Source organism: Rhodococcus sp. BH5, from assembly GCF_027583855.1.
Taxonomy (GTDB): Bacteria; Actinomycetota; Actinomycetes; order Mycobacteriales; family Mycobacteriaceae; genus Rhodococcus_F; species Rhodococcus_F qingshengii.
The window spans coordinates 78655-96435 of sequence record NZ_JAJHVW010000006.1 but is presented as its reverse complement, the minus strand read 5'-3'; the positions used below and the strand labels follow the sequence as shown (position 1 = coordinate 96435).

At 62.0% G+C, this 17781-nt stretch carries 17 protein-coding genes; 10 read left to right on the top strand and 7 right to left on the bottom strand.

Annotation, left to right across the window (positions count from 1 at the left end):
- Positions 1-94 precede the first annotated feature (94 nt).
- Complete coding sequence (locus RhoBH5_RS16845; RefSeq protein WP_007729937.1) at positions 95-760, top strand: TetR/AcrR family transcriptional regulator; 666 nt, start codon at positions 95-97, stop codon at positions 758-760.
- Complete coding sequence (locus RhoBH5_RS16840; RefSeq protein ID WP_007729934.1) at positions 757-2412, top strand: FAD-binding dehydrogenase; 1656 nt, start codon at positions 757-759, stop codon at positions 2410-2412. The genes RhoBH5_RS16845 and RhoBH5_RS16840 overlap by 4 nt, the downstream gene beginning before the upstream one ends.
- Before the next feature lie 8 nt (positions 2413-2420).
- On the opposite strand, the gene RhoBH5_RS16835 is transcribed toward RhoBH5_RS16840, so the two are convergent.
- Together RhoBH5_RS16835 and RhoBH5_RS16830 are read right to left on the bottom strand one after the other, a co-directional pair.
- Positions 2421-2558, bottom strand: coding sequence for a hypothetical protein (locus tag RhoBH5_RS16835; protein WP_153211511.1), 138 nt, complete (start codon positions 2556-2558; stop codon positions 2421-2423).
- 47 nt (positions 2559-2605) lie between these two features.
- Positions 2606-4972, bottom strand: a complete 2367-nt coding sequence (locus RhoBH5_RS16830; protein ID WP_007729931.1) for an arylsulfatase — start codon at positions 4970-4972, stop codon at positions 2606-2608.
- A 117-nt stretch (positions 4973-5089) separates the two neighbouring features.
- Here RhoBH5_RS16830 and RhoBH5_RS16825 point away from each other — a divergent pair, with 117 nt between their 5' ends.
- From RhoBH5_RS16825 to RhoBH5_RS32700, 3 genes are all read left to right on the top strand, one after another.
- Positions 5090-6301, top strand: coding sequence for a DUF2254 family protein (locus tag RhoBH5_RS16825; protein WP_007729928.1), 1212 nt, complete (start codon positions 5090-5092; stop codon positions 6299-6301).
- A gap of 82 nt (positions 6302-6383) precedes the next feature.
- A complete protein-coding gene (locus RhoBH5_RS16820; protein WP_442972465.1) occupies positions 6384-7634 on the top strand; it encodes an APC family permease in 1251 nt (416 codons plus the stop codon).
- Positions 7631-8227 (top strand): hypothetical protein, encoded by a 597-nt coding sequence (locus RhoBH5_RS32700; protein WP_442972464.1) that lies wholly within the window; start codon positions 7631-7633, stop codon positions 8225-8227. Before RhoBH5_RS16820 ends, RhoBH5_RS32700 begins: the two co-directional genes overlap by 4 nt.
- Before the next feature lie 8 nt (positions 8228-8235).
- Here RhoBH5_RS32700 and RhoBH5_RS16815 read toward each other — a convergent pair whose 3' ends face one another.
- Positions 8236-9309 (bottom strand): VIT1/CCC1 transporter family protein, encoded by a 1074-nt coding sequence (locus RhoBH5_RS16815; RefSeq protein WP_007729922.1) that lies wholly within the window; start codon positions 9307-9309, stop codon positions 8236-8238.
- A 25-nt stretch (positions 9310-9334) separates the two neighbouring features.
- The gene (locus RhoBH5_RS16810) at positions 9335-10180 is read right to left on the bottom strand and encodes an alpha/beta hydrolase (RefSeq protein ID WP_003939910.1); all 846 of its coding nucleotides are present in this window, start codon (positions 10178-10180) and stop codon (positions 9335-9337) included.
- A gap of 190 nt (positions 10181-10370) precedes the next feature.
- Between RhoBH5_RS16810 and RhoBH5_RS16805 the strand changes: the two genes are divergently transcribed.
- Positions 10371-11012, top strand: coding sequence for a DUF4232 domain-containing protein (locus tag RhoBH5_RS16805; RefSeq protein ID WP_042447085.1), 642 nt, complete (start codon positions 10371-10373; stop codon positions 11010-11012).
- Between the two features lies 1 nt (position 11013).
- Here the strand turns inward: RhoBH5_RS16805 and RhoBH5_RS16800 are convergent, their stop codons facing one another.
- From RhoBH5_RS16800 to RhoBH5_RS16790, 3 genes are read right to left on the bottom strand one after another with little or no spacing between them, the layout of a single operon-like run.
- The gene (locus RhoBH5_RS16800; RefSeq protein ID WP_065454941.1) at positions 11014-12084 is read right to left on the bottom strand and encodes a hypothetical protein; all 1071 of its coding nucleotides are present in this window, start codon (positions 12082-12084) and stop codon (positions 11014-11016) included.
- Positions 12081-12950: an ABC transporter ATP-binding protein gene (locus RhoBH5_RS16795; protein ID WP_270008553.1), complete on the bottom strand. Its 870-nt coding sequence runs from the start codon at positions 12948-12950 to the stop codon at positions 12081-12083. The genes RhoBH5_RS16800 and RhoBH5_RS16795 overlap by 4 nt, the downstream gene beginning before the upstream one ends.
- On the bottom strand, positions 12947-13363 hold the full coding sequence (locus RhoBH5_RS16790) for a GntR family transcriptional regulator (protein WP_007729675.1): 417 nt from the start codon (positions 13361-13363) through the stop codon (positions 12947-12949). The genes RhoBH5_RS16795 and RhoBH5_RS16790 overlap by 4 nt, the downstream gene beginning before the upstream one ends.
- Before the next feature lie 308 nt (positions 13364-13671).
- Between RhoBH5_RS16790 and RhoBH5_RS16785 the strand changes: the two genes are divergently transcribed.
- The 4 genes from RhoBH5_RS16785 to cobU are packed head-to-tail and all read left to right on the top strand — an operon-like array spanning position 13672 to position 17780.
- The gene (locus RhoBH5_RS16785; RefSeq protein WP_020970983.1) at positions 13672-14631 is read left to right on the top strand and encodes an ABC transporter substrate-binding protein; all 960 of its coding nucleotides are present in this window, start codon (positions 13672-13674) and stop codon (positions 14629-14631) included.
- Between the two features lie 7 nt (positions 14632-14638).
- The gene (locus RhoBH5_RS16780; RefSeq protein ID WP_270008552.1) at positions 14639-15673 is read left to right on the top strand and encodes a FecCD family ABC transporter permease; all 1035 of its coding nucleotides are present in this window, start codon (positions 14639-14641) and stop codon (positions 15671-15673) included.
- Entirely contained in the window at positions 15670-16458 is a 789-nt protein-coding gene (locus RhoBH5_RS16775) for an ABC transporter ATP-binding protein (protein ID WP_270008551.1), read from the top strand. Before RhoBH5_RS16780 ends, RhoBH5_RS16775 begins: the two co-directional genes overlap by 4 nt.
- Positions 16458-17780, top strand: coding sequence for a bifunctional adenosylcobinamide kinase/adenosylcobinamide-phosphate guanylyltransferase (cobU, locus tag RhoBH5_RS16770; protein WP_270008550.1), 1323 nt, complete (start codon positions 16458-16460; stop codon positions 17778-17780). The genes RhoBH5_RS16775 and cobU overlap by 1 nt, the downstream gene beginning before the upstream one ends.
- The last annotated feature ends 1 nt before the right edge of the window (position 17781 follow it).

Genomic DNA, 17781 nt, shown 5'->3' with positions numbered 1-17781 from the left:
ATAGAAATACCTGCGAAGAAGAATAGATCGAGATACGCCTGCGCATCGGATACATCGGTGTATCGTTTGGGGTCCCACCCTGACGGAGGCGCCGATGACGACTGGAACGGACAACTCGCCGGCCAAGCGTGTCACCAAACGCCGTGGTCAGACCCGGCAGCGTCTGCTCGACGCGGCTGCAGATGTCTTCTCCGAATCCGGGTTCGGGCACGCCACGGTCGAGCAGATCTGCGAACGCGCCGGATACTCCCGAGGCGCGTTCTACTCCAACTTCGATTCACTCGACGAATTGTTCTTCGCGATGTGGGAGCAGCGATCCGCAGCAATGCTCGCCGATCTGCGGTTGGCGACGGAGTCGATCACCGCCGGTAACACCGTCGACATCCATGCCGCTGTCGCCCGGATCGTGGCGGTGGTTCCGGTCGACCCGCAGTGGTACCGGATCAACGCGGAATTCACAGCCCACGCGCTCCGCAACCCGGCACTTCGCAAAGCCCTTGCCGACCGTGAAGACGCGATCCTTCGCACCCTGTTGCCCATCGTGGAGTCCGCGCTCAGCGATGTCGGGCGAACAATCGTCGGCGACCCGACGGCGTTGGGACGGGCATTGGTTGCAGTGCACGACGGCACCAGCGTGCAGTGCCTCGTCGACACCGACACCAATGCCGCCTTTGCACTGCGCCGCGATATCTTCACTCGAATTCTGCTGTCCTACAGCGAAATAATCCAGAACAACCAATCGGAAGAGGAGTTGTCGTGAGCGAACAAGCTGACGTCATCGTTGTCGGGGCAGGGCTGGCGGGACTGGTCGCCACCTACGAACTGACGCGCGCGGGCCGGAAAGTCCTTGTCGTGGAACAGGAGAACGCTGCCAACCTCGGCGCGCAGGCATTTTGGTCTCTCGGCGGACTCTTCCTCGTGAACAGCCCCGAACAACGCCGACTCGGCATCAAGGACTCCCTCGAGTTGGCGATGCAGGACTGGATGGGCACAGCGGGATTCGACCGCGACCGCGAAGATCACTGGCCGCGTCAGTGGGCCAAGGCATACGTCGAGTTCGCAGCGGGCGACAAGCGTCAGTACCTGCACGATCTGGGGCTTCGCCTGATGCCGAATGTCGGCTGGGCCGAACGTGGCCGCGGAATGGCTCTCGGACACGGAAATTCGGTGCCTCGCTTCCACCTCACCTGGGGCACCGGACCTGGCGTCGTCGATGTCTTTCTGACCAAGGTCATTGCTGCCCAGAAACGTGGCCTCGTCACGTTCAAGCACCGCCACCAGGTGGATCAGTTGGTGGTCACCGATGGCGCGGTCACCGGTGTACGAGGAACCGTCCTCGAACCTTCCAGTGATCTGCGCGGTGTGAAGAGCTCACGCACCCCCGTCGGCGAGTTCGAGTTCGCCGCACAGGCCGTCGTAGTGACATCCGGTGGAATCGGCGGCAACTACGAACTGGTGAAGAAAAACTGGCCCGAGCGACTCGGCAAGGCACCCAAGCACATGCTGACGGGAGTACCGGCGCACGTCGACGGGCGCATGCTCGAAATCACCGAATCCGCGGGCGGAAACATCGTGAACCGCGACCGCATGTGGCACTACACCGAAGGCATCCAGAACTGGAATCCCATCTGGCCGAACCACGGAATCCGAATCATTCCCGGACCGTCCTCGATGTGGTTCGACGCCACCGGCAAGCGTCTGCCGGTCCCCAACTTCCCGGGCTTCGACACGATGGGAACTTTCAAGTACATCCTGGACAGCGGCCACGAGTACACGTGGTTCATCCTCGACCAGAAGATCATCGAGAAGGAGTTCGCACTCTCGGGATCGGAACAGAACCCGGACTTCACCAACCGCGACTTCAAGCTCCTCCTCGAACGAATCAAGAAGGGCGCGCCGGGACCGGTCGAGGCGTTCAAGCAGAAGGGCGCCGACTTCGTTGTGCGCAACAACCTTCGTGATCTGGTCGACGGCATGAACGCCCTCACCGACGAACCGCTCCTCGACTACGAGGACATCGAGCGCGAGATGATCGCCCGCGACCGCGAAGTCGACAACAAGTACAGCAAGGACTTCCAGGTCACCGCCATCCACGGTGCCCGTAATCTGTTGGCAGACAAGATCGTGCGCGTCGTTGCACCGCACAAGATCCTGGACCCCAAGAACGGCCCACTGATCGCGGTCCGGTTGCACCTGCTCACACGCAAGACTCTCGGCGGCTTGGAAACCAACCTGGATTCGCAGGTCATCAAGGCCGACGGCAGTGTCTTCGACGGCCTGTACGCAGCCGGTGAAGTCGCGGGCTTCGGCGGCGGCGGAGTCCACGGTTACAGCGCACTCGAGGGGACCTTCCTCGGCGGCTGCATCTTCTCGGGCCGCGCAGCCGGACGAGCATTGGCGCGCGACCTGTAGCCCCGAAATCAGGCGAGCGAATGCGTGACCAGAATGTGGTGGGCACGCATTCGCCGCGCCTCGTGCACGGATTGATGGTGGTGATGGTGCGTCGGCCCGCGCGCGTGGCGGACCAGATCGTGAACAGTTCGGATGACGGTCGGCATTGCGACCCTCCCTCAGGAGATTGTGACTGCTGCTCTTGCCTGTGGAATCACTGTCTGGACACCGCCACTCGCGCCACCTCCTCCGGATCGATGAGGTGGGTATGGTCGTCGTCACCGACATCGATCTGCACGACGTCGATACGTGCGTTGAATGTGGTTGCGCCACTGTAATCGACACTGACAGGCATGCCGTAGTCATCCCCGATGTCGGTGGTCTCGTCCGCGGAGAAGACCATCGGTTGCGTCTGCTCGACGCGACCTGAGCCCACTTCGCGACCGTCGTGATAGATCGTGACCCCACCGCCTCTCGCGAGACCACCTCCGTCGTAAGTGAACTCAGCTCTGATCTGGTGTGATCCTGCCGGAATGTCAACGTCGGAAGCGATGACGAACTCGGTCATGCCCAATAGGTTGTAGACGAATTTGGCGCGGCCTTCCCGCGCGTAAAGTGCCCAGCCACCAAATCTGCCTCCCTGCGCGATCATCACACCGTTGGCAGTAATGCCATCCGCGACGTCGACTGCTGCTGTGACACTGAATGATCGGTTCTTGATACTCAGCACGCTGTGCTCGCTCAGCCGTTTCATTCCGGGAAACAGAACCTGTCGATTCCCGGACACCAACTGCGGACGCCCCGCGATGTGAGGGTTGAACCTCTCGAATCTTCGGTCGTCGATCGGAAGCACGTTGTACTTGACCGCTTCGATCAACCACAAGCGTTGCAGTGCAGCGAGTTTCTCCGGCATCTCGGCCGCCAAGTCTTTGGACTGCGTCCAATCCTGAGACCCGTCGTAGAGCTCCCACACGTCGTCGTCGAGTGCGGGGAGTGCCTCCGCGAACAGCCACGGAGTGCTGTGTCTGGTGACCGCACTCCAACCCTTGTAATAGATTCCACGGTTGCCGGCCATCTCGAAGTACTGCAGATCGTGACGTTCGGCGACTTCGGCGTCGTCGAAGGTGTAGACCATGCTGGTCCCCTCGATGGGTGATTGCTGGACGCCGTTGACGAAGGTCGGTTCCGGCAGTTTCGCGACCTCGAGGATCGTCGGTGCGACGTCGATGACGTGGGTGAATTGCGACCGCGTCTCCCCCTTGGTCCGAATCCCTGCAGGCCAGTGCACGATCGTCCCGTTGCGAGTGCCACCCCAATGCGACGCAACCTGTTTCGTCCACTGGTACGGGGTACACATTGCCCACGCCCACCCCACGGAATAGTGGTTGTATGCGTCCTTGGTACCGAATTTGTCTTTCACTTCCGCCATGAACTCGGGCGTCTCGATGGCGGCGAGTCCGTTGAAGTTGGCCATCTCGTTGAAAGCGCCGTTGATCGTCCCCTCTGCGGACGCTCCGTTGTCTCCGATGATGTAGTACACGAGGGTGTTGTCGAGAGCTCCGAGTTCTTCGATCGCATCGACAAGCCGGCCGACATGGAAATCGGTGTGTTCGAGAAATCCTGCATAGACTTCCATTTGGCGTTCGAGGACGGGCTTCATCTCCTCACTCATGTCCTCCCACGCCGGAATGGCCTCGGGACGCGGGGTGAGGACCGCATCCGCGGGAACGACTCCCCGCTGCTTCTGCTGCTCGAGAATCGATTCGCGTTGAGCGTCCCAACCTCCTGCGAACCGGCCCTCGTACTTGTCTGCCCACTCCTTCGGAACATGGTGCGGTGCATGTGTGGCGCCGGGTGCAAAGTAGACGAAGAACGGCTTGTCCGGAGCCAATGACTTCTGCATCCGAACCCAGTCGATCGCGTGATCGGCAAGGTCCTCAGTGAGGTGGTAACCCTCCTCCGGTGTCTTGTCCGGCTCGACAGGCGCGACGCCCTCGTACAGCGCCGGGTAATACTGGTTGTTCTCCCCGCCGATGAATCCGTAGAAATGCTCGAATCCGCCTTCTCCCGTCGGCCACGACGTGAACGGACCCACCGGGGATGTTTGCCACGGCGGAACCTCGTGACACTTGCCGAACTGCGCCGTCGAGTATCCGTTGAGTTTCAACGTCATCGGCAGTGCGGCTTTGGTATTCGGCCGCAGGCCGGAAAGACCAGGAGCCGAGGTAGCGGTTTCGGTGATCGATCCCATGCCGACCGAATGATGGTTGCGCCCGCTCAGAAGAGCGGCGCGGGTCGGAGCACACAGTGCCGTCGTGTGAAACCGCGTGTACGTGAGCCCGTTACTTTGCAATCGCTCAGCAGTCGGTGTGTCCGCTGGTCCTCCGAAGGCACTGCTCGCGCCATATCCCACGTCGTCCAACAGGACCACCAGAACATTGGGTGCGCCGGCCGGCGGTAGTAGCGGAGTGATCGGCGGAAACTCGGTGTCCGGATCCTTCGCGTCGTACGTCACCAGACCAAGATGTTGTCGATCCGGAATCGGTAGTACGGCGCGGCTCTGGTCTGTCGGATCCGTCATGACGTCTCGCCTTCTGTCTCTCACATGGCTCTTTCAAGCGTTTCAGGATCACGACGACGTCGACATCATCCGTTTCGGGTGAAGGCGCACCATTGCCGCAGCGTGGAGGCTTGAAGTGTGGATCAGCCCGGACGTTTCGCTCCCACCCCGATCGGGCATGCCTTCCTCGTCCCCCGGCGCCGTGTACGTGCAGGCCTGACCCAGATCCTGTGCGTCGTCGTGGGACTGGCTGCCGGACTGGGGATGCCGTACGTCCGGAGCGGCCCGATGATTCCCGCCCGTCAGGTCAGCGAGATGCTCGTTGCCCTCGGACTGGGGCTATTGGGTGTAGTGGCAGTGATCTTCTCGCTGCTGTTCCTCGTCGTCCAATGGGCCGCGACCACCTTCACCCCTCGCTTGTTGTTGTTCCGCGACGACCCCATCGTGTGGCGGACATTTGCCTTCGCGATAGGCCAGTCGGTTTTCGACATCACGGCGGCGCTCGCCATCAGCAACGAAACGGATGTGTCCGTGGTTGTGCCAAGTCTCGCAGTGCTGGCGCTCTTGGCCACGCTGACGCTGATCAGGCTGCTCCAGCTGCGCGCATTCTCGGCCATCCAGTTGGCTCCGGTACTGACCACGATCTCGAGTCGTGGCCGAGCAGTCTTCGCCGCCGTGTACCCCACCACTGATCTGGAGTTGCCTCCTCTACCAACACTTCCGGTGATCACGACAATCGAGTGGCATCGACCGCCGGCCGTTCTGCAGCAGATCCTCGTCGAAGATCTGCTGCAGAACGCTCGGAACTGCCGATCCATGGTGGTCCTCCGAGTGTCGCCGGGTAGCACGCTGCGAGACGGATTGCCGCTCGCCGACGTCTACGGCGGACCCATGCCCGCCAACACGATCCTTGACGCCTTGGTCAGTGGGAGTGAGCGGACCTTCACCCAGGACCCCCTACTCGCGATTCGGTTGTTGGCTGACATCGCGCTCAGAGCGCTCTCACCCGCTATCAACGATCCTGCGACGGCCGTGCAGGCTCTGGACGAGATCGAGGACCTCCTCTCTCTGGTGGCCTCCGTACGCGCAGATTCGATCCGGGCCGTCGACGAGCGTGGTGATCTGCGTGTGGTGATTGCACTGCCCGACTTCACGAGCTTCGTCAGAACCGGACTGGACGACGTCATAGCCTCGGCATCGAACTCGCCACTCGTTCTGGGCCGACTTCGCGACCTACTTTCGCACGTCGCCGCCCAATCGGAGTCTCGGAACCGCGATATTCTCGCCACGCGCGCTCGCTGGATTGATCAGCTGTCACAAGGCTTCCCGCGACTCGAACCCCCGTTGTGAACCCGTACAGATTTGCAGGCCATCGCGTCAAAGCATCGTCAAGATCAGTCTCAGAGCTACGGGAAATGACGATACTGACTCGGTGAGACATGCAGTGATACTCGGACACCGTGGAGTCATATCGTCGACCATCCGCGCCGGCGGCGAACCTGAGAAGCAAAAGCTCTCCGTCGCAACCGGACTGGCGGGTCTGTCGCTCGACGCGATGGCCTCGGTGTCGTACGGTCCAGAGGCCATCGTGTTGGTGTTGGCCCTCGCAGGCGGCGCGGGGATCGGCTTCACCGTGCCGGTGACGATCGCCATCGCAGTGCTGCTTGCAGTCCTGGTGGCGTCGTACCGCCAAGTGATCGCCGCATTTCCCGAAGGCGGTGGCGCCTACGCCGTCGCAAAGAAGCATCTGAGCCCGCGGGCAAGTTTGACCGCCGCCGCGTCGTTGATCGTCGACTACACCCTCAACGTCGCGGTATCGATCGCAGCCGGTGTCGCGGCTCTGACCTCCGCCTTCCCTGCGCTTCTTCCCTACACGGTCTGGATCGCACTGGCGATACTCGGCGGCATCACGGCACTGAATCTGCGGGGCATCGCAGATTCCGCGCGGGTATTCATGTTGCCCACCGTGGTTTTTGTCGTCAGCATCTTCACGGTGATCGGTGCCGGACTACTTCGGGAAAACCCTGCCGCCGCCACGGCTCCCTTCCTCGCCGACAACGCACACACGATCGGCATTCTCCTTCTGCTCAAGGCATTTTCGAGTGGTTGCGCCGCATTGACCGGAGTCGAAGCCATCGCCAATGCGGTACCCAGTTTCAAGAAGCCTCGCGTGCGTAGCGCTCAGCGTGCCGAAGTAGCTCTGGGAATCCTGTTGGGCACCATGCTGATCGGCCTTGCCGTGTTGATCGAGAAGTTCTCACTCGCACCTGTCCCTGGAACAACAGTCCTGTCGCAACTCACTTCCGCTGCTCTCGGAAATGGTGTGGGCTACTACGTCGTCCAATTCTCCACCGTAATTCTGTTGGCGTTGGCCGCGAACACCTCGTACGGCGGACTTCCCAACCTGATGCGGATCCTCGCGGACGACAACGTGCTCCCGCACCGCTTCAGCCGAAAGTCGACGCGCGACGTCTTCACGTATGGCGTCTTGTCGCTCGGTGGCGTCGGCGCTCTCCTGCTCATCGGATCCGGCGGAAACATGAATACCTTGGTTCCTCTGTTCGCCATCGGTGTGTTCATCGGATTCACGCTCGCGCAGTTCGGCATGGTGCGCCACTGGCTCATCGAACAGACGCCGGGCTGGAAGTGGCGATTGGCGCTCAACGGTTTCGGGCTGCGTTGACTTCGATCGCAGCAGTGGTGACTACCGCCATGAAGTTCACCGAGGGCGCCTGGCTGATCGCTCTCGCGCTCCCTGCGCTCGTCCTCGGCATGGAACGCATCCGCGGTGCGTACACACATATCGGTACGCGGTTAACCGTTCAGGGTGAGAACGATTCTCTGTCCATCGGATACAAACCAGCGGTCCTAGTACCGGTGTCCGAAATTACGTCGCTCTCCACCCGCGCGATGGCCGCGGCAACGGCGATGTCGTCACAGCCCATCGCAATTCGAGTCTGCCTGGCCCACGAATCGACGACGGACTTCACACGCCGATGGCAAGCCCGACATCCGAATTCGCGTTTGATCGTCATCGAGGACACCGAGAATTCCGTGGGGAACACCCTCGCCCGATACATCCGCACACACTTCCCCCACCGAGAGACCTTTGTTGTCGTCGCCACCATCGACCCGGCGACCAGATGGCACCGGTTCCTCCCGAGCCAACGGACCGATGAGATCGCTCATGCACTGCGCAAACACACCGAGGCCGTGGTGTGCCAGATTCCGGTTCGGATCGATCCGGCTCACCGCGATCCCGCCCTACGCGCATAAGCCGACGCTCAGAGCGAAGTCCCGAACAACATGCCGAGCAGATACGTCGCGCCGGCAGCGCCGTAGCCGATCGCAAGTTGGCGTAGCGCCCGCTTGAATGGCGGCCCGCCCGAGAGCAACCCGACCACAACGCCCGTCGTCAGCAACGCGATCCCCACGAGAACAGATGCGACGATCAGAGCCGTCATGCCTTCCAGGCCGAACAGATACGGCAGCACCGGAATGATTGCGCCCGAGGCGAAGAAGCAGAAACTTGCCGCCGCTGCGCCCAACCCGGTTCCGACAGCTTCATGGTCGTCGACAACGTCGGCGGCGCCGAAGGTGCTGTTCGCGAGGACCTCGGCGGCGCGCTGATCCGCTTCCTCGGCGGACATGCCGCGGGCCCGGTAGACCAGGGCCAATTCGTTCGCGTCGACGTCGAGCAGTCCGACAGCTTCGCTGGCAGCCGGACCAGGATTGGACGCTTCCAACAACTCTCGCTGCGAGCGGACTGAAACGTACTCGCCGGCGCCCATCGACAGGGCGCCGGCCAGAAGCCCGGCCATGCCGGTGATCAGAACGATCTGATTGGAGACGCCGCTACCGCTGATGCCGAGCACGAGAGCGAGATTGCTGACGAGGCCGTCGTTGGCTCCGAAGACGGCGGCACGAAACGTCCCCGAAAGTCTGTTCCGACCCCGAGTGGCCAAGGCCCGCACCACTTCTTCGTGGATCTTCTCGTCCGCGCCCATCGATGCAGTCGCGTCGGCGTCGTTGGGATACGGGGATCGCGTCTCCGCGCGCTGTGCAAGAGCGAGCACGAAGACGGAGCCGAAGCGCCTGGCCAGAAAGCCCAGTATCCGAGTGCGGATATCGCCGCGAAGTGGTTTGCCGACGTGATCGCCGAGTAGCGCTCGCCAGTGCGCCTCGTGTCGCCCCTCCGCGTCGGCCAGTGCGAGAAGGATTTCGCGCTCCTCGCCGCTGCGCCTACTCGCGAGGTCTCGGTAGACGGCGGCCTCGGCTTGTTCGTCGGCGAGGTATCGTCTCCAGCGCTTGACATCTCGCGGGTCTGGATCGGGTCGTGCGGCCGGAACTGTGGACATCGTGTTCCCCTTTCCGGTGAGGCGGTCACGCTTCTAGTACGCGGTCCATCCACGTCGTCAGATCGTTGATGACGTCGTCGCGGTTGGTCTCGTTGAAGATCTCGTGTCTGGCACCCGGATAGGTGTAGTAGGTGACGTCTTCGATCCCCGCCGAGTTGTACCGTTCGACTGCGACGTCGGTACGGCTCAGCGCGGCGTTGAGAGGATCCGAGGTGCCGACGAAGACCAGGATCGGAAGGTCTTGTCGCACGCCCTCGACGTCGACGAACCTCGGTCCCGCTGCGATAAGTCCACCCATGCCGGCGTCGTCCAGGCTGAAACCGCACAGCGGATCGTTGATGTACAAATCCACCTGCGCTTCGTCACGGCTGAGCCAGTCGTGCGGAGTACGGGCCGGTTCGAATTCCGCATTGAACTGGGCGAGGACGTCCGGGCCGTCGTTGACGAGGCTCTCGATCAGTTGATCGACCGCGGTGGTCCCCGACAGTGCGACGGCGTCGATCAGGTGCGAATGATCGAGGATGTACTGCTGCGAAGCGAACGAACCGAGGCTGTGGCTGAGCAGTACGACGGGCAGGCCGGGGTGTTTGTCGCGGATGATGCCCGTGAGGGTCACCATGTCTGCCACCAAGCGGTTCCAGCCGTCGTCGCCGATGTTGCCTGGGCCGGCGTGCATGCTCTCACCGTGGCCGCGGTGGTCCGCCGCGTAGACGTGGAAACCGCGAGCATTCAGGGCTTCGGCAACGTGTGCGTAGCGTTTTGCGTGCTCACCCATACCGTGCGCGAGTTGAACAACCCCTCGAGGTTCCTGCTCGGTGGGCCATTCGTGGACATGAATGACCACTCCGTCGTCGCTGGTGAAGGTGAACATGCGCTACTCCCGGTGGTCGCGATCCGGACAGGTCATTTCTCATGCTAGATCCGCAACGGCAATCCATCCGGGAAGTAGGTCCTGATCACCGGCGAGCCTGATTCGTTTCTGCACATCCGGCTTCAAACTCGGATATACCGGACACGGATGTTCGGAAACAGTTGTCGACCAGCCTGAGGAGTACAGAGCGATGAATTCGAACCGCATGCGCAACGTCGGCTTGTTGGCGGCTCCACTTGCTGCTCTCGCCCTTCTCAGCGGTTGCGGCTCGGATGAAACGGGAACGGCCGAGAGTTCACCGGCACCCGCCTCAACGACGACCGCCTCTGCGCCGACGACCCAGACCGGCACCGCTTCACCTTCGACGACCCATACCGACCACACCCAAACGACAACCTCGACGGCACCCAATCCCGAAGGCTGCGCGATCGGGGAACTGAACGTCACCCTCGGCGAGTCGAGTGGCGCCGCCGGTTCTGTGGAGCTTCCGGTGGTCTTCACCAACACGGGCGGCCGCACGTGCACGCTCGACGGTTTCCCCGGCGTCTCGTATGTCACGGGAGCGTCCGGAAGCGAAGTGGGTGCTGCAGCCGGCCGCTCCGGATCCGGTTCACTCGTCTCCCTTGCCCCTGGCTCTGCCGCAACGTCTTTGGTGCGAGCTACGAACGTCGAGAACTACCCGGCAGATCAGTGCGGCGTGACCGACGTTGCGGGACTGAGGGTTTACCCACCCAACAGCTACGACTCGGTCTTCCTCGCCTACCCCACCAAGGGTTGCTCGATGACCGGCGCGAACATCAACCAGCTGACGGTCGCGCCGGTCGCCCGCTGAGTCACGGCTTGAGGCGTCGTAGACCCCAGAGCGCCGGCAGGAGGAACAGGCCTGAAAGGATCAGGACGAGTGCAGCTTCCGTGAACTGGAAACGCCAGAACCGATCATCCGAGTGGTAGCGAACTTCGTAGTGGTCGACCCCGTGCTGCCGCAAACAGATCTCCATCTCTCTGTTCTGCTGCGCTGAGAGCACATCCATGCGGAGGTTGTACTCGGCGCCGGTCTCCTCCGGGCGCTGGTCGTACGGGTCCTCATCGCCTGATCCACCCCACGTGCACTCGTCGTATTTGACGTCGACCCAGTTACCTCGGAGGTCGACATATCCCTGCGCGAGTTCCCAATTGACCGCGGGGATACTGGTATCGCTCGAATAGTAGGAACTGAATCCGGCGACGGGTGACGTTCGGACACTCGGCTCGGCGTAATCGGGTCGTGCAACCAACTGAAATGCTGCCAGGATCGCAACAACACCGACCATCGTGATCGCCATTGCGCCGATCGAACTACGCACCAGCAAAGCCAGTGCTGCTCCGAGCATGAGTGCCATGAATGTGTATGCACCCAAGACCAGTCCGCTGGATTGAAAGAGCGGATACGACAGGTTCGATATCTCGACGAAAGTCGAACGCCCGGCAACAAATGCATACCGGGAGTTGTCCGGGAGAGATCGAGCCCATTGCAGTGCAAATCCGAGCAATGACGAAGCCACAGAAATCGGCAGGAAGACGATTAACACCCGGGTCCAGAACCAACGAGTCCGACTGACCGATTGAGTAAGCCCCAATACGTGTGTTCCTTGTTCGACATCCCGCGAAAACACGGTGACACCGATCAACACGCCGAGGAACACCGGCAGAGCAGTAGCAACCACTGTCGTCAGTGTGAGAGCAGTCTCTGCCGTGCAGATAGCGGTGATGTCATCGAAGCAACTGAGAGGCGATCCGAAGAGTTGGGCTTGTCCGCCGCTCTTGATGATCGCACCACTCGACAAGACAATGACTGCTAATGCCGCGAGGAATCCCAACGACACAACGAGCGATGTCCGGTGGTGCCGCCACGTAACCCAGATCATGCCGCCACCATCGTTTCTGCGCTCAGGTGCCCGAGCACCACGTCGTCGAGAGTTGCGTCGTCGATCACCCAGCCGGCCCGAGGGCTCGGACGGATTCCCTCCACCACGTGAGAATTCGACCGCACCCCCTTCTCGGTATGAATGACCGCACCGGCGCCGACCACGTCCGAGGGATCGCCGTCCCCGATCAATACGTAATGGGCAGCGATCAATTCATCCAACGGACCGGACAATCTCGCGTTTCCGCCGCCCAGCAGAAGAAGTCGATCCGAGACGTCTGCCAATTCGGAAACGATGTGTGACGACAACAGAACTGTGGTGCCGTACTCGGCAACGTCTTCGAGCAGAGTGGTCGCCACAGACCGCCGCGCCACGGGATCGAGATCTGCCAGAGGCTCGTCGAGTAGAAGCAACTGCGGCCTGCGTCCGAGCGCCAAAGCCAGTGCAACCCTAGTTCGTTGACCTGGTGACAGAGTCTTCGCCTTTGCATCGAGAGAAATCCCAGCGCGCTCCACCAGATCCAGAGCGTACTTCGCATCCCACTCGTCGTTGGTGTATGCGCCGAATCGAAGAAGTTCTGCAACAGTGAATTTGGGGTACAGGGGCTTGTGCTGAGCGAGGTACGACAGGCCTGGACAGATGCCGTCCTGATCCGGCGTGCTGCCCAGGACGGAGATCGAACCATGGTCAGGCATCGTCAACCCGACCGCCAAGGACATCAGTGTGGACTTGCCCGCTCCGTTCACCCCGACCAGGGCAGTGATGCTTCCTGTCGCGACCTCGAATGTGCAGGCGTCGAGCACCTTCTTCTTGCCGAAGCGCTTGTCCACGTCCTGCATCGTCAGTGCCAATTCTCGCGCAGTCATGATGTCTCCCCCTGCTTTCCGGACGGATCCGATTCGATGAACGTCTTCTCGAGCTCCAAACTCACCAACGCTTCGATGTCCGTGCGCTCGAGTCCAGCGGCCACGGCATCTGCCACCCAACGCGCCAACTCGCGCCGTAGCGCAGAGCTTTCCGCCATACCGGGCTTGGCCAGGGACTTGACGACGAACGTGCCCAATCCAGGCCGCGGAGCAACAAGTCCGTCGCGCTCGAGTTCCTTGTAGGCCTTCAGGACTGTGTTCGGGTTGATCGCGAGCGCTCCCACGACGTCCTTGGCTGTGGGCAGCCGATCCCCGACTTGGAGATCACCGAGCCTGAGCGCCTGCTTCACCTGAAGGACCAATTGCACGTAAGTGGGAATGCCGGATCGGCGGTCGATACGGAAGTCGATCATCCGAACCCTTTCACTAGTTCATTAGTGGAATAGATATTTACCCTGCCTTGACCTCCCGGGTCAAGCCAGACGACCCCTGTAAAGTGCAGATGCCCCGGTTCACCGGGGTGCCACGCTGCTCGTGTGAAGTTCGGTGAAACCCCGGCACTGTCGACGCAACTGTGAATTCGCCCGTCACTACTCGAGGCGAACGAGTCAGGTCACCGGCCTCGTGGCGACACGATGGTTCTCGGACGAAGGACCGCTCGTGGCGCTTCGCCTCGCGGCCGCGCTGCTCGCGACCCTTCACCACTAGCGGAGGGGTGGCTGTGAGTACTCGGCCGACACGTAGATTCAGATCTGTACTTGCAGCACTGACGGTGAGCACCGCACTGCTTGCCGGTGCGTGCAGTAGTTCGACGTCCGATGCACCCGCAACCACAGCGGCCTCGGACGGCTCGTTCCCGGTGACTGTTGTTTCCGGTCCCACGGATTCCGGCACGGACATCACCATCGAGTCACGTCCGCAGTCGATCGTGTCACTCAGTCCCAGCGCCACCGAGACCCTGTGGGCCGTCGGCGCGGGCGATCAGGTGAAGGCCGTCGACAATCAGTCCGACTACCCGGCCGGTATCCCGGTCACCGATCTCTCGGGCTTTCAACCGAACGTCGAAGCCATCCTCGGCTACGCACCGGATCTGGTGATCGCATCGGATGACATGAACGATCTTGTCTCCGGGCTGCAAAAGGCGAAGGTGCCGACCCTCCTACTACCGGCAGCCACAAGCATCGACGACGTCTACGCCCAGATCGAGCGCGTCGCGAAGGCCACCGGCCACGAGGACAAGGGCACCGAAGTTGTCGACACCATGCGCTCGGACATCGACGCCGCTGTCGCCAGTGTTCCTGCGCGCCAACAGCCGCTGACGTACTTCCACGAACTCGACTCCTCGCTCTACACCGTCACGAGTTCGAGCTTCGTCGGGCAGATCTACTCGCTGTTCGGAATGAAGAGCATCGCCGACGCCGCGGGGCAGGGTGACTATCCGCAGTTGTCCGCCGAATTCGTGGTACAGGCCAATCCCGATCTCATCTTTCTCGCAGACTCCCAATGCTGCGGAGTGACAGCAGAATCCGTCGCCGCTCGACCCGGGTGGAGCGGCATGAAAGCGGTTACCGGCAACCAGATCCATGTGCTCGACGAAGACCTCTCCAGCCGCTGGGGACCTCGTGTCGCCGACCAGGTGAAGGCCGTCGCGGCCATCGTTGCCCAAGTTCCCGCGGCCTGAGCACTCGATGATCAAAGCCGGTATCTCCCAACATCGGACCGCCGTTCTGCTCGGCGCCGCGCTCATTCTGTGCGCTGCCTTGCTGATCGGTGTTCTGGTGGGGCCGGCCGGATTGACGCCTGATCGGACCATTCTCGAACTTCTGGACGGCATACCCGGCATCCACCTCGATTCCGGCCTCACCGCAACACAGCAGGCCATTCTCTGGCAGATCCGGCTTCCGCGAGTAGTCCTGGGCGCGTTGGTCGGAGCAATGTTGGCCGTAGCCGGCGCCGCCTACCAGGGCGTGTTTCGAAATCCCTTGGCAGATCCGTATCTCCTCGGAGTTTCCAGCGGAGCCGGACTGGGCGCAACCCTCGCCATCGTTTCGGGTGGAGCGCTGGGCATCTTCGGAATTCCCATGGCCGCCTTCGTCGGTGGTGTGCTGGCAGTGTTCGCAACTTATTCGCTCGGCCGAAGCATTGGCGGGCCGCAGAACGCGGTAGTCATCATCCTCGCCGGTGTCGCAGTCGCGGCGTTCACGAATGCAGCGCAGACTTTTGTTCAGCAGCGGTTCGACGATTCACTGCGCGAGGTCTATTCCTGGCTACTCGGCGGACTGTCCACCGACGGTTGGTCGGAAGTTCTGGTTGTCCTGCCGTACGTTGCGCTGGCCTCAGCCGTCATCCTGGTACACCGGCGCGTACTCGACGTGATGGCCGTCGGTGACGTCGAAGCCGCCAGCCTCGGCGTCGACCCGGCCAGATCACGCCTGGTGCTGGTGCTCGCCGCAACTCTGGGAACGGCCGCGGTCGTGAGTGCAAGTGGACTCATCGGCTTTGTCGGAATCGTTGTTCCCCATGCGGTTCGACTGGTCGTCGGCCCGTCTCATCGACTGCTTCTCCCCCTGTCACTCATGCTCGGAGCGGCATTTCTCGTCCTCACCGACGTTGCCGCCCGCACGGTCATGGCACCGGCCGAACTCCCCATCGGAGTTGTGACCGCGATGATCGGCGCTCCGTTCTTCCTTCTGGTTCTGCGCCGCAGTCGAGTTTCCGCATGACCGACACCGCAGTGCGATGCCGCGACCTCCGAATCAGCCTCGGCGGCAAAGACGTCGTCGACGGCATCGATCTCGATGTGACACCCGGCGATTGGGTTGCCGTGGTCGGGCCGAACGGCGCCGGCAAGACGACCTTGATGCATGCCCTCGCTGGATTGATTCCGTCCACCGGTGAACTCACCGTCGGGGGACTCAACCCACGCAGTTCGAGCCGCAAGGCCATGTCCGCCGTCGTCGCGCTGATGCCTCAGCGCCCGGTGGTACCCGAGGGCGCGACGGTTGCCGAACTGGTTGCGCTCGGCCGTACACCGTATCTACGACGCTTCGGAACCGAAACCGCCACAGATCGTTCGGTGATCTCTTCGGTGATCGAGAGGCTCGACCTCACCGAGTTCGCAGATCGACGAGCCACCGAACTTTCCGGTGGCGAATTGCAGCGCGTGGTCCTGGCTCGGGCATTGGCTCAAGAACCGCAGGTACTGCTCCTGGACGAACCCACCAGTGCCCTCGACATCGGCCACCAGCAGCAGGTTCTCGACTTGGTGGAGGAACTGCGAGAAGACGACAACATCACGGTCATCGCCGCGATGCACGATCTCACTCTCGCGGGTCAATACGGTCGACGAATTGTGCTGCTGGACAAGGGCAGCGTGGTTGCCGACGGTACACCCTCAGCGGTGCTGGAGGCAGACCTCCTCGGCCGCGTGTACGGCGCTCGCGTCGAAATCCTGGAACGGCCCAGCGGTCCCATCGTTGTTCCGATTCGGCAGGAAGGCACCCGCTGATGGAATTGGTGATGCTCGGCACCGGCGCTGCCGACGGTTGGCCGAACCCGTTCTGCACTTGCCCTTCCTGCCTGGCGGCATTGTCGAACGAAACCATTCGCGGACACACCGCTGCCTTGCTGGACAACCGCATCCTGTTGGACTGTGGACCCGAAGTACCGCGCGCCGCGTCGCGATTCGGTCGCACGCTGGCACACGTCGAACACATCCTGCTGACGCATTCTCATCCTGATCACCTCGGCCCGATGGCATTGCTGTTCCGGTCCTGGGCGTCTCGCACCGAACCGCTCCAGGTTCTCGGACCACCCGACGCGCTCGCTCCCTGCCGAGACTGGGTGGGCCCGGATGACCCGGTGACCTTCACACCGCTCGAGACCGGCCAGTCGATCATGTTGGGCACCTATCGTGTTCGCGCACTCGAAGCCGCGCACGAAGTACCCACCCTTCTCTACGACATCACCGACGCATCCGGAACCCGAATCTTCTGGGCCACCGACACCGGGCCTCTGCCCGAATCCACTGTCGACGCACTTGCCGACGCCCGTTTCGACGCCGTCTTTCTCGAAGAGACCTTCGGCTACAAAACTGACCACGGCACCGGGCACCATGATCTGCCGAGTTTCGCGGAGACGGTGACCCGACTACGCAATTGCACCGCGATCACCGATCGAACCGATGTGGTCGCCGTACACCTCGGGCACCACAACCCGGTCGAAAACGAACTCGCGGAGGAACTTCGAACGTCCGGGGCGCGAGCGGTTCCGGATGGAGCTGTGCTCGAGATCGGGGTAGGACAGAGCCATCGAACTCTGGTCACCGGTGGCGCCCGCTCGGGCAAGTCCACTTACGCGGAGGGCCTGCTTGCCGGCTACCGGAACGTGACGTACATCGCCACGGGGGATCCGCAGGACGACGATCCCGACTGGATCGAACGAATTGCGTCGCATCGCGCGCGGAGGCCGTCGACGTGGACGACGGTAGAGACCTCCGAGGTGGCCGAAATTCTTTCAGGCGCAACAACACCGGTCCTGCTCGATTGCCTAGGCACGTGGTTGACCGCACGTCTGGATCGACACCAGGCGTGGGCGACAAAAGATCTCAGCGCCGTCCACGCAGATATCGACCGGTTGGCCGACGCCTGGACCGCCTGTCCGGTTCCGATTGTCGCCGTCACGAACGAAGTGGGAAGCGGCGTCGTCCCCGACACGAAGTCCGGGAGGCTGTTCCGCGATCTACTCGGTCTGGTGAACAGCCGAATCGCCAGTGAATCGGAGTCCGTGGTCCTGATGACCGCCGGGCTCCCCCTGAGCCTGCGCGTGTGAC